This is a genomic window from Mesorhizobium sp. M8A.F.Ca.ET.165.01.1.1, assembly GCF_004792065.1.
In the GTDB taxonomy this organism is placed as follows: domain Bacteria; phylum Pseudomonadota; class Alphaproteobacteria; order Rhizobiales; family Rhizobiaceae; genus Mesorhizobium.
Map to the genome: position 1 here is coordinate 41,178 of NZ_SRTH01000026.1, position 11,406 is coordinate 52,583.

The 11,406-nt window shown below is 62.3% G+C and carries 9 protein-coding genes; all 9 read left to right on the forward strand.

The window, feature by feature from the left end:
- Nucleotides 1-122 precede the first annotated feature (122 nt).
- Complete coding sequence (locus EN808_RS33425) at nucleotides 123-1,163, forward strand: aromatic ring-hydroxylating dioxygenase subunit alpha (RefSeq protein WP_127276478.1); 1,041 nt, start codon at nucleotides 123-125, stop codon at nucleotides 1,161-1,163.
- Nucleotides 1,160-2,287, forward strand: a complete 1,128-nt coding sequence (locus tag EN808_RS33430; RefSeq protein WP_135884063.1) for a 2Fe-2S iron-sulfur cluster-binding protein — start codon at nucleotides 1,160-1,162, stop codon at nucleotides 2,285-2,287. The genes EN808_RS33425 and EN808_RS33430 overlap by 4 nt, the downstream gene beginning before the upstream one ends.
- A 47-nt stretch (nucleotides 2,288-2,334) precedes the next feature.
- Entirely contained in the window at nucleotides 2,335-3,456 is a 1,122-nt protein-coding gene (hisC, locus tag EN808_RS33435; protein ID WP_127873496.1) for a histidinol-phosphate transaminase, read from the forward strand.
- Nucleotides 3,453-4,964 (forward strand): FAD-binding oxidoreductase, encoded by a 1,512-nt coding sequence (locus EN808_RS33440; protein WP_135918085.1) that lies wholly within the window; start codon nucleotides 3,453-3,455, stop codon nucleotides 4,962-4,964. Before hisC ends, EN808_RS33440 begins: the two co-directional genes overlap by 4 nt.
- A gap of 22 nt (nucleotides 4,965-4,986) precedes the next feature.
- Nucleotides 4,987-6,996, forward strand: coding sequence for a DUF2817 domain-containing protein (locus EN808_RS37735; RefSeq protein WP_135918086.1), 2,010 nt, complete (start codon nucleotides 4,987-4,989; stop codon nucleotides 6,994-6,996).
- A 69-nt stretch (nucleotides 6,997-7,065) separates the two neighbouring features.
- A complete protein-coding gene (locus tag EN808_RS33450) occupies nucleotides 7,066-7,863 on the forward strand; it encodes a transporter substrate-binding domain-containing protein (protein WP_127276468.1) in 798 nt (265 codons plus the stop codon).
- A 76-nt stretch (nucleotides 7,864-7,939) separates the two neighbouring features.
- On the forward strand, nucleotides 7,940-8,653 hold the full coding sequence (locus tag EN808_RS33455) for an ABC transporter permease subunit (RefSeq protein ID WP_135918087.1): 714 nt from the start codon (nucleotides 7,940-7,942) through the stop codon (nucleotides 8,651-8,653).
- Nucleotides 8,650-9,366 carry an ABC transporter permease gene (locus EN808_RS33460; protein ID WP_135918088.1) on the forward strand — a complete coding sequence of 239 codons (717 nt, stop codon included), beginning with the start codon at nucleotides 8,650-8,652 and terminating at the stop codon, nucleotides 9,364-9,366. The genes EN808_RS33455 and EN808_RS33460 overlap by 4 nt, the downstream gene beginning before the upstream one ends.
- Before the next feature lie 586 nt (nucleotides 9,367-9,952).
- The coding region (locus tag EN808_RS33465) for a VCBS domain-containing protein (protein ID WP_210235481.1) at nucleotides 9,953-11,406 on the forward strand (1,454 nt) is incomplete at its 3' end.

Sequence of the window (11,406 nt, forward strand, 5' to 3'; positions counted from 1 at the left end):
TGGGCAAGGATCCTGGGGTCAGCTTGATTTAGTTTTTCTAAAATAGAACGCAGATGCAAGCCCTATGTCGTCCAGGATCCGCAAGATATTCGTTTGGGGGTTCACAAGCTGGGGAGGACGCCATGTTTCTTCGAAACTGCTGGTACGTTGCCGCGTGGGACCATGAGGTCGCCGACCGGCTGGTGCCGACCCGGATTCTTGGCGAGGATATCGTCCTCTACCGCCGGACCGATGGCGTGGTAGCGGCGCTCGAAGACGCCTGTCCGCATCGCAAGCTGCCGCTGTCCATGGGTCGCATAAAGGGCGACACGGTCGAGTGCGGCTATCACGGCCTGACCTTCGACAGCACGGGGACCTGCACGCGGGTGCCGGGCGCGGAAAAGATACCCCATGTCGCCTGCGTCCGTTCCTATCCGATTGCCGAGCGCTACGGCTTGCTCTGGATCTGGATGGGCGAGGCGGCAAAGGCCGATCCCGACCTGATTTTCGCTGTCGATCACTGGGGCGACCCGGCATGGGGCGTCAACCGCGGCGAGTCGATGGCGCTCGATTGCAACTATCTCTACATGACCGACAACCTGCTCGATCCCTCGCATGTGTCGTGGGTCCATCAATCCTCCTTCGGCGGTGTCCAGGCCATGGAGGATGCGCCGCTCGAAACCACCGTCGGCGAAGACGGCGTAACGGTGTGGCGCTGGGTGGTCGATGCCGCACCGGCGCCCTTCTATGCCCCCTTCCTCAAATTCTCAGGCAATTGCGACCGCAAGCAGCACTACGAGGTGCGCTACCCGTCCAACGCGATCATCAAGGCGATCTTCGTACCGGCACGCACCGGCGGCGAAGGCAAGCCGCTGCACGAGGACGTGTTCCTCATGGACAGTTACAATTTCATGACGCCTGTCGATGAGAACCAGACGAAATATTACTGGTTCCAGATGCGCAATTTCGCTCCCGACGATCTGGAGGTGTCGCGCCGGTTCGCCACCTCCGTGCGCGGCGCTTTCGACGAGGACCGCACCGTGCTCAACGCGGTGCACAAGGGCATGGCCAACAAGCGCACGCCCAATCTCGATCTCAAGATCGATGTCGGGCCGCTGCGTTTTCGCCGCAACCTGGCCAAGCTGATCGCCAGCGAGAGCCAGCAATTGGCGGCCGCCGAATGAACGCATTCACCGCTCGCGACACCATCGCAAGAAGGGGGTTTCGCGACCTGAGGGTGGTTGCGAAGGTGCGCGAAAGCGCCATCATCACGTCGTTCCACATGGAGCCGGTCAATCCACTGGACTGGCGCGATTTCGAGCCGGGCCAGTTCCTGGTGTTCAAGATACCCGTGCCGCACGCGGGAGGCGAAAAGGGATATGTGCTGCGCAACTATAGCGTCTCCTGTTCTCCGGCCAGCAAGGGTCGCTACCGGATCAGCGTGAAGCGGGAAGCAGCATCCGCGCCTGGCCTGCCTGATGGGATAAGCTCATGCTTCCTGCATGACCGGATCGACGTCGGTGACGTCCTTCAGGCCGAAGGGCCGCGCGGCGAGTTCGTGCTCGACAAGGCGAGCAGCCGTCCAGTGGTGCTGCTCAGCGGCGGCGTTGGGCTGACGCCGATGGTGTCGATGCTGCATGCGCTTGCTTCGATGCCGGACCGCCGTGCCCTCTTCGTCCACGCTTGCGAGAATGGCGACGTACATGCCTTGAGCGACGAGGTGAGCGGCCTTGTCGCGACACGGCCCGGCCTGACCGCCCACTACTGCTATCGGTCTCCGTCCGAACGCGACAAAGCCAAGCAGCACTTCCACAGCGAAGGCATGATTTCGCGGGACGTGCTGCAACGCCTGCTGCCGATCGACGACTATGATTTCTATCTCTGTGGTCCGCCGCCGTTCATGCAGGCGATTTACGCCATGTTGCGAGCGCTTGGCGTTCCAAAGCACCGCATTGCCTACGAATTTTTCGGTCCGTCGACGGTGCTTGAGCCTGATGCATTTCGGACCTCGGCGGTTGTTGCGCAGCCGGCAAGGATCGTGCCGACAGACGAGGCGACGACCGTGGAGTTCCGAAAATCGGGACTCAAGGCCATCTGGGACGGCTCCGCCGCTTCGCTGCTCGACTTTGCCGAGGATCACGGTCTGAAACCGGAATTCAGCTGCCGGTCCGGCATCTGTGGCACATGCAAGTCGCGGCTGGTCTCGGGTGACGTCGCCTATTTCGAAGAACCGCTGGACGAGCTTGGGGCAGGCGAAGTGCTGCTGTGCTGCTCCAGGCCGAGCGGATCAATCGTCCTGGATATTTGACAAGATCGCGATGCCGCGTATGGGCGCGGGGAAACGGAAGTCGGAATTTGGAACAGTCGGTCAAACCAGTGTCGAGCCTGCCGCTCAATCCGCATATCGCCGCCTTGCCGCCCTACAATGCCGGCATGAACATCGCGATGGCGCGGGCGCTGAGTGGCCGCCAAGACATCGCCCGGCTGGCCAGCAATGAGAACCCGGACGGCTGTTCTCCCGCCGTCATGGCCGCATTGGCTTCGTCATCGTTCGAACCATGGCGCTATGCCGATCCGGCTTGCACGGCGCTGCGGGCAGTGCTTGGCGAAAGACTGGCGGTCGATCCCGGCCTGATCGTTGCCGGCAACGGCTCCGAGGAGATGATCGCCGCCATCTCGCGCGCCGTCCTGGTGCCGGGCGCCTCCGTCGTCACCACGGTGCCGAGCTTCGGCCTGCATGAGATAGAGCCGCTGGCAGTGGGGGCTGATGTCGTCAAGGTTGCGATGACGCCTGGAATGGGCTTCGACCTTGCCGCGCTGGAAACGGCGATCGCCGCCAGGCCACGGATCGTTTTCATATCCTCGCCATGGAACCCGGTCGGACCCGGTCTCGACCATTCCGGCTTGCAACGGCTGATCGGCGCCGTGCGGCCCGGCACCCTTCTTGTCCTCGACGAAGCCTATTTCGAATTTGCCGATCCAGGTGCGCCGGACGGCATCGAGGTTCTGCGCGGTCACGGCATCGACCATGTGGTGCTGCGGACGTTTTCGAAGGCGTATGGGCTGGCGGGGCTGCGCGTCGGCTATGCCGTCTGTTCGAGCCTCGAACTGGCACGGGTGATCGCCGCTGCCAAGACGCCATTCAACGTCAACGCAGCGGCACAGACCGCCGCGATCGCGGCACTCGCCGACGAAAGCTGGATGAAGGCGTCGGCGAGCCGGGTCAGGGCCGAGCGCGTGCGCACAGCCACCGCTCTTGTTGGCCTTGGTTTCCGGGTTGCGCCGTCGCAGACAAACTTCCTGTTCTTCGACTGCAAGGGTGATAGTTCGAGCCTCGCCGCCGATCTTCTGAAGCAGGGGATTATCGTCAAGGCGTGGCGAGAAGCCGGCTACGAACGCTATCTGCGTGCCACCATCGGCTTGCCGGCGGACAATGACCGGCTGATTGCGGCACTTCAGGAATTGGTGGGACGATGAGCGGCCTCGCGCCCCAAGGGCAAACGAACTGGATCGACCAGGCGGTGCCGTTGTCGTTTGTCGACGCGCTCCGCGATGTCGTCGGCGCTTCGAATGTGCGCACCGGAGAGGATACCGAGGCGATCGACCTTGGCTCGAATGGCGCGAATTGTGGCGCCGGCATCGTCGTTGCGCCTTTATCGACCGGTGAAGTCGCGGCGGTGGCGCGCATCTGTCACCAGAACGGGATCGCGATCGTGCCGCAAGGTGGAAAGACCGGCCTGGTCGGCGGCAGTGTTTCGCGGCCAGGCGAGATCGTCCTTTCGATGACGCGCATGAACCGCATCGAGCGGCTTGATCCTGTCGAGCGGGTGGCCGTCGTCGACGCCGGCGTTACTCTTGAAGCGCTGCAAGAGGCCGCGCGCGAACACCGGCTGGAACCGGGCATCGATCTTGCCGCGCGCGGCTCGGCAACGATCGGCGGCATGGTGTCCACCAATGCGGGCGGCGTGATGGCCTTTCGCAACGGCGTGATGCGCCACCGCGTGCTTGGCCTCGAGGCCGTTCTGGCCGACGGATCGGTCTATTCCGATCTCACCCGGGTGGTGAAGAATTCGGCCGGCTATGATCTGAAACATCTCTTCATCGGCGCCGAGGGCACGCTCGGCATCGTCACCCGCGTGGTCGTCAAGCTCGACCCTTCGCCGCTAGCCAGCGCCACCGCGCTTTTCGGGCTGCCATCGGTCGAGGCTGCTCTGCGGACCATTCGCCTGGCTCTTGAATCGGAGGCCGGGCATCTGCGCGCGGCCGAGGCGATGTGGACCTCGTATTTCAGTCTGGCCGCCGCCGCGCATGGATGGTCCGAACCAGGCGTGCCGCTCGACCAGCCGCTGTTCTTGCTGCTGTCGCTTGGCGGCGCGCGCGAAGAGGCGCTGCGCGAGGATTTCGAGCGGATTTATTCGGAAGTAATGGAGCGCTATCCCGAAGCGACCGGCATCATCGCCGGCTCGCGGCGGCAAGAGGACGACCTGTGGCGGCTGCGCGAGGACACCAGCGTGCTCTATCGCGCCCATCCCGATGCGCCTTCTTTCGACGTGTCGGTGCCATTGTCGGAAATTCCAGCATATCTCGACAGAATCCTGCCTAAGCTCGCTGCGATCGAACCCGGTCTGGCGCCCTATATCTTCGGACATCTGGCCGATGGGAACCTGCACATCATCCTCAACCGCCGGGGTCCGCTGGCGCCCGAAATTGCCGAGCGTGTCGAGCGTGTCCTGTATCAACAGCTCCGGGAGATTGGCGGTTCCTTTTCCGCCGAGCACGGTGTTGGGTCGAAGCGCATCCATTCCCTGCTGGCGACAGCCGACCCGACGAAGCTCGCCGTGATGGAGCGGGTGAAACGAGTGCTGGACGATCAGTCGATCATGAACCCCGACAAGGTGCTTCCCCGCGATGCCTGGTTCGTTCGGTCTTCCAGGCCATCTCATTCCGGCAGCTTTAAGAACGTGAGCAACCTCACCGATGAGTAACCCCATGCCGGAATCACAGGGAATGAACGGATTGACCGCCAGCCGTCCATTGGGATCGACGAAGCGCCATGACGAGCCGGCCCCGGCCTATGCCTCTGATTTCGGCGCCTTGCGCCAGGAATTTCGCCAAGCGGCCGAGCGGGCGGGCGCGGAGCTGTCTGAATATGTTCATCCGCTGAACGGGCCCGATGGCGGGCCGCTGGCGACGGATGTGGCACTGCTTGGCCGTCGCGACGCGCGCAAGCTGATCGTGGTCATTTCCGGCACGCATGGTGTCGAGGGGCCGTTCGGCTCGACCTGCCAGACCGCCTGGCTCGGCCAGAAGAACCTGCGGCGCTTGCCTGACGACATGGCGATCCTTGCCATCCACCTCATCAATCCCTGGGGCACGGCGTGGTCGCGGCGCGTCAACGAAGACAATGTCGACCTCAACCGCAATTTCATCGACTGGTCGGCCGGCGCTCCGGTCAACAATGGCTATGCCGGCCTTCACGACGCCGTGGCATACCGCGAATGGGCAGGGCCGGACCGCATAGCGGCCGACGAGAAACTCGCCGCAGCGCGCAAGAGGCTTGGGCATGCCGGGCTGGCGGCGATCGTCGAGGCCGGCCAGTATGAATTCGCCGACGGGATGTTCTACGGCGGTGGCGGCCCGGTCTGGTCGAACAGGACGCTAAACGAAATCCTGAAGGCTTTTGCCGGCGCGGCGCGCCAGGTCATCGTTTTCGACCTGCATACGGGGGCGGGGCCTTACGGCTATCCGGCTCTGCTTTCGGTGGCGAGTTCCGAGCATGCTGGCCTTGCCTGGGGCAAATCCATCTTCGGGCCGGCGCTCTCGACCGTGCTGACCGGCCCGGGCGCCAAGACCGGCACCGGCATCGCTGCGACTGCGACCGGCTATGTCTCCGACGCCGTCCGCAAGGCAATGCCGGACGCGCGCGTGCTGCCGCTTGTCGTCGAATGCGGCACGCTGGACGGCCCCTCGGTCATGGATGCGGTGCAAGCCGACAACTGGCTGCATCTGTTCGGGAAGCTCGATTCGCCGCTGGGCAAGCGTATCCGGGAGACGCTGCGCTCGGCCTTCATTCCCGATGATCCGGATTGGCAGCGCACTTGCCTGTCCAGCAGCCTGCGCTATTTCGACCGTGCACTGGCCGAGCTACAGACTGTCGAGGTAGCCCAGGACGAGGCCATAAGGCGCGAACAGACGCCGCCAACCGCTCCGGCCGCTGTGGCCGATCCGACGCCTGCTGACGAAGCGAAGATCACGACGCCGGCAGTGCAGATCGACGAGCTTCACAAGAGCTTCGGCTCGCTTCTGGTGTTGAAGGGCGTCAATCTCACCGCCCATGCCGGCGAAGTCATTTCCATGATTGGCTCGTCGGGTTCGGGCAAGAGCACGTTCCTGCGATGCATCAATCTTCTGGAACAGCCGGATGGCGGCAAGGTCGCCATCGACGGCGAACTCATCAAGATGAAGCCGCTGTCGAACGGCCGTCTCGGGCCGGCCGACATGGCGCAGGTCGAACGCATCCGCGCCCGGGTCGGGATGGTGTTCCAGAACTTCAATCTGTGGCCGCACATGACGGTGGTGGAGAACATCATCGAAGCGCCCCGGCATGTGCTGAAGGAGCCTCGCGAGAAGGCCCTCGAACACGCGCATGCCCTGCTGAAGAAGGTCGGGCTCGCCGACAAGCATGCCCACTATCCCGGCCAGTTGTCCGGCGGCCAGCAGCAGCGGGCGGCGATTGCCCGCACGCTGGCGATGCGGCCCAAGGTCATCCTCTTCGACGAGCCGACATCGGCGCTCGACCCCGAGCTGGTCGGCGAGGTGCTACGGGTGATCCGCCAACTGGCGGAGGAAGGCAACACCATGATCCTCGTGACGCATGAGATGCAGTTCGCGCGCGAGGTCTCCCACAAGGTTCTGTTTCTCCACCAGGGAAAGGTGGAGGAAGAGGGTGCGCCGGCGGAGCTGTTCGGCAGCCCGCGCTCGGAGCGTCTGCGCCAATTCCTGGCACGGACACTGTGAAGCAAGCCCTCGAAGCGTTCGGCTCGCACCGGACAACGGCAATGAAGATCAACAAGAAGGGGAACTGATATGAAACTGAAAGTCTTGACGCTGCTCGCCTGTCTGGCGGGAAGCATGGGCAGCGCATGGGCGGCCGAAGGCGAGCTGTCCATTGGTACGGAAGGCGCCTACCCGCCATGGAGCATGTCCGACGCCAACGGCAACGTCACCGGCTTCGACGCCGATGTCGGCGCATTGCTATGCACCAAACTTGGCGTGACCTGCCATTTCGTGGTGCAGGCCTTCGACGGGTTGATCCCGGCGCTGAAGGCCAAGCGCTTCGACGTCATCATCTCGGGCATGTCGATCACCGCCGATCGCAAGAAGGAGATCAACTTCAGCGTCGGCTATGCCGAACTGGCCAACATGTTCGTCGCGGCCAAGGGTTCTGATCTCGCCGCCATCACCGACGTCGACACGCTGCTGAAATCGCTCGATGGCAAGAAGGTCGGCGTGCAGGCTGGCACCACGCACGCGCATTTCCTCGAGAAGCGTGCGCCGAATGCCGACCTGAAAACCTACGACACGCTCGACCAGATGCAGATCGACCTGGCGAGCGGCCGTATCGACACGGCTTTCGCCGATCAATCCGCCTTGCAGGATTTTCTGGACAAGCCGGATGGCAAGAACTTCCAGCTGATAGGTGTTGAGATAAAGAGCACGTTCGACCCGACGCTTGGCGAGGGCATCGGCGTCGGCATCGCGCAGGACAATACGGAGCTCAAGGCCAAGATCGACAAAGCGCTTTGCGAGTTGATCGCCGACGGCTCGGTCGGCAAGGCCAGCCAGAAATGGTTCAAGACGGACATTTCCCGGCCCTGCAAATAACGCCTTGGAATTCTGGCATGCGCCCGGACAGCCGGGCGCATGCGTCTCATTGGCACGACAGACTAGGGCAACTCGGATGGAATTCGGTCTCTGGCAAGTTTGGGAAGCGGGTTGGGTGACCGTCATCCTGCGTGGCGCGGCGATCACAATCCTTGTGGGTTTCGTCAGCATGGCGGCCGGCCTGGTGATCGGCATTGTCTGTGGGCTGATCAAATGGGCCCGGATATTTCCACTTTCGCTGGTAGTCGATGCTTATACGTCGCTTGTGCGTGGCGTGCCCGAACTGCTTATCATCTACCTGCTGTTTTTCAGTTCGGTTGAATTCGTGACCAGGGTCGTGACAGCCTTCGGCTATGCCGGTGTCGCGGAAAGCGGTTATGCGTTCGTCATCGCGGTCATCGCCATCGGCGCGATCTCCGGGGCCTATTCGACCGAGGTCGTGCGCGGGGCGCTCGGCGCCATCCCCAATGGGCATATCGAGGCAGCTCGAGCGCTCGGGCTGCCGGGCGCACGGATCTTTCGCCGCATCATCGCCCCGCAGATGCTGCGCATCGCCGTTCCCGGCATCAACAATGTCTGGCAGACGACGATCAAGGACACCGCTTTGGTTTCCGTGGTCGGCCTTCAGGAGTTGATGCGCATTTCCTTCATCGGCGCCAACTCCACCCGCCACCCGTTCATCTTCTACCTGATTGCGGCGGTGGTTTATCTCGCCATCACGCTTGTAAGCCAGGCCGGCTTCGACGGGATCGAACGCCTGCTCAGGCTACGGACGAGAAAAGCAGTATGATAGACCTCATCCAGCTTGCGGTTCCCGTTCTGCTCAAGGGCCTGTGGGTCACAGCCGCGCTGACCTTCGTTTCGGTGCTGATCGGCTTCAATCTGGGCCTCGGACTGGCGCTTATGCGGCTGTCGTCGAACTGGCTCCTGTCGGGCTTTGCCAAATATTACAGCAACGTCTTTCGCGGGACCCCGCTGCTGGTGCAGATGTTCCTGTTTTACTACGGGCTTGGCCAGCTTTCGCTGATCAAGGACAACGCGGTTTTGTGGTGGGTGATCAGCGACGGATCGCGTTGCGCCGTCCTGGCACTCGCGCTGAATACGGCTGCCTACACATCCGAGATCCTGCGCGGCGGATTGATGTCGGTTCCGGCCGGTCTCGTCGAGGCGGCCCAGGCATGCGGCATGTCGCGCGTGCTGCGGTTCCGCCGCATCGAGTTCCCGCTCGCCATCCGCCAGGCGCTGCCAGCGTATGGCAATGAGCTGATCCTTGTGGTGAAGGGCACCAGCCTTGCCTCGACGATCACGGTGCTCGAAATAACCGGCTACGCCAAGCGGCTGATGAGCCAGACCTTCGCGATCTTCGAGATTTTCGCCATTGCTGGCGTGCTCTACCTCGTGATCAATCTGCTGCTGATCGCGATCATCCGATCCATCGAGCGTTCTCTGACCAGGCATGAATCGTCCTCCAGCCAGAAATCGACCGCACTCAAATCGATCTGACGTGGTTTCATGACGGAGTCTACTGCTCACTCCTTGCGATCGGGTCGCCTTCATTAGCCCTTGGCGGGCAAGCATCCCGGATCGCCCACCATAGCTGTGGCGCTGAGGCGCTTTTCTTTCGCAGTGCCCACGATTGGGCCGAGCGTAGGTTATCTCCGCCGGAGGCGGCGGGCGGGCCTCGCCGAGCCGTCACCTGTGCACCAGGCGGTGAACTCGTGCCGCATCTGACTTCGAATATTAACTGTTCCCCAAAGTTGGGCGTTGACGCTTCCTCTCCAGTAGAGTTAATAATCTACTAATATAAGCATCTTCTAAATCTCTTGATCGGAAACCGACGATTTAGGGGATGTAATCGGGGTAGGGAGACGTAGCGCGGCGACCAACGTCGTCGCCGCCGCCATCATGCGATCATCATCCGCTAGCTCCAGCCGGCTCTTCTTGCCCGGCAGGCGCGCTGATGGCGCACTGCACTTCCAACCCAGTTGTGTGCCGATTTTTGGGATCGACGCCCGGACAGGGCGTGGTCGTGCAGGGCTGTCAACAAACAGGCGTAGGGGCGTCTGTCATAGGGAAAAGGGGTTGAAAAATGGCTACTCAGGTCACCGGTGCCGGCGGCACCACGACGTCGTTCTCCAATACACCGCAAGCGAACAATGACGTTTTCAATCTCAACGAGGATACGGTCGTCCTCGCTTCAGGTTCGCAAACCATCATAGTTCTCGATGTGATGGCGAACGATCAGGGTGGAAACGCGAAGTCCCTCTTTTCGGTGGACGATGGGATTTCCGCATCGACGGCCACGAAGCAATACGCCCCCATCGACCTGACGACTCAGGACGTTCAGGCGACCGGCATTTCCGCCTGGGAAAGCATCGGCGGCGGGGTTTCCATCCGCATCAACAACGGCAAGGTCGAGATGGACCTTAGTGGATATCTGGCGGCGCATGGCTTCGCCAGCCTGCAAGCCATGGGTGCGGGCGACCAGATCAACGAGACCTTCACCTATGCGATCAAGCTCGGCAATGGAACGCTGAGTTGGGCCAGCGTGTCGGTCAACATTCAGGGCACCAATGACGGTGCGATTATCACCGCCGCCCCGGGTGCTGACTTGACTGTGGTGGAGGCCGGCGGCGTTGCCAATGGCACGCTGAATGATCCCAACGCGCATGGACAGTTGATCATCACCGACCCCGATGTCGGCCAGGACCATTTCCAGGCTCCCCCAAGCCTTCAGGGCACTTATGGCACCTTCACCTTCAATACGACAACTGGTGTGTGGGCCTATACGCTGAACCAGACCCTTGCCGATCCGTTGACGCAGGGCCAGCATGTCACCGACACTCTGACGGTAAAGTCGGCCGACGGAAGCGCGAGTTACGACATCAAGGTCAATATTACTGGCACCAACGATGCGCCGGTGGCGGTCGCCGATGCCAATGCCGTCAAGGAGGACACCGCGCCCAATCCGGTCAGCGGCAATGTGCTGACCAACGACACCGATGTCGACAGCGGCGACACCCACAGCGTCAGCGCCGTCAACGGCTCGGCTGGCAATGTCGGCAACGATGTCACCGGCACTTATGGCACGCTGCACCTCAACGGCGACGGCACCTACACCTACACCCTCAACAACGCCTTGGCCTCGGTCCAGGCTCTAGCTCAGGGCGCCACCGTCACAGACGTCTTCAGCTACACCAACGCCGACAATCACGGCGGCTCTTCGTCCGCCAACCTGACCATCACCATCACCGGCACCAACGATGCGCCGGTGGCGGTGGCCGATGCGGCGGCGGTGAAGGAAGACACCAACACGCTGGCCGATCCCAATCCGGTCAGCGGCAATGTGCTTTCCAACGACACCGATGTCGACAATGGCGACACGCACAGCGTCAGCGCCGTCAACGGCTCGGCTGGCAATGTCGGCAACGACCTGGTCGGCACCTATGGCACGCTGCATCTCAACAGCGACGGCAGCTACAGCTATACGCTCGACAATGGCCTGGCCTCGGTGCAGCAGCTTGCCGAAGGCGCCACCGTCAC

Coding starts and splice junctions, on each gene's coding strand:
- EN808_RS33460 (WP_135918088.1), top strand. CDS start 8,650: ATGATAGACCTCATCCAGCTTGCGGTTCCCGTTCTGCTCAAGGGCCTG.
- EN808_RS33425 (WP_127276478.1), top strand. CDS start 123: ATGTTTCTTCGAAACTGCTGGTACGTTGCCGCGTGGGACCATGAGGTC.
- EN808_RS37735 (WP_135918086.1), top strand. CDS start 4,987: ATGAACGGATTGACCGCCAGCCGTCCATTGGGATCGACGAAGCGCCAT.
- EN808_RS33450 (WP_127276468.1), top strand. CDS start 7,066: ATGAAACTGAAAGTCTTGACGCTGCTCGCCTGTCTGGCGGGAAGCATG.
- EN808_RS33440 (WP_135918085.1), top strand. CDS start 3,453: ATGAGCGGCCTCGCGCCCCAAGGGCAAACGAACTGGATCGACCAGGCG.
- EN808_RS33455 (WP_135918087.1), top strand. CDS start 7,940: ATGGAATTCGGTCTCTGGCAAGTTTGGGAAGCGGGTTGGGTGACCGTC.
- EN808_RS33430 (WP_135884063.1), top strand. CDS start 1,160: ATGAACGCATTCACCGCTCGCGACACCATCGCAAGAAGGGGGTTTCGC.